We start from the raw sequence: 296 nt of genomic DNA, 5'->3' as shown, positions 1-296 counted from the left end.
TGAATCACGACCCACGCGGCAGCTTCGCCGCCCACATGTTGTCGACCAGGTTGGGATAGCGTCGCCCATTCTCCTCGGCGCGTTGCCGTGCCGCCGCCTTCTGCGCATCCGACAGCGGTTGCGACGTCTGGCCCTTGGGGTTGGGCTTCTTCCACGGGGGGGTTCTGGTCTGGCGCATGGCCGCAGCTTAGCGCTTCAGGAAGTTCAGCAGGGCCAGATTGAAGCGGTCGGCGTGGCTCGTGTTGCAGCCATGCGGCGCGCCTTCCAGGATCACCACTTCGCTGCCTTTGATGGCC

At 65.2% G+C, this 296-nt stretch carries 1 protein-coding gene; it reads right to left on the bottom strand.

What is annotated here, in order from left to right; all coding sequences use genetic code 11:
- Window positions 1-4 precede the first annotated feature (4 nt).
- The gene (locus EN804_RS37625; RefSeq protein ID WP_005415066.1) at window positions 5-178 is read right to left on the bottom strand and encodes a hypothetical protein; all 174 of its coding nucleotides are present in this window, start codon (window positions 176-178) and stop codon (window positions 5-7) included.
- Window positions 179-296: the final 118 nt, after the last annotated feature.

This window comes from Mesorhizobium sp. M8A.F.Ca.ET.161.01.1.1 (genome assembly GCF_004792105.1).
Classification (GTDB): Bacteria; Pseudomonadota; Alphaproteobacteria; order Rhizobiales; family Rhizobiaceae; genus Mesorhizobium.
Note: the sequence above shows the minus strand (reverse complement) of the source record. Positions and strands in the feature narration are given on the sequence as shown.

Bases quoted from the DNA above. Each gene is read 5' to 3' on its own strand.
- EN804_RS37625 (WP_005415066.1), bottom strand. From the start codon at position 178: ATGCGCCAGACCAGAACCCCCCCGTGGAAGAAGCCCAACCCCAAGGGC.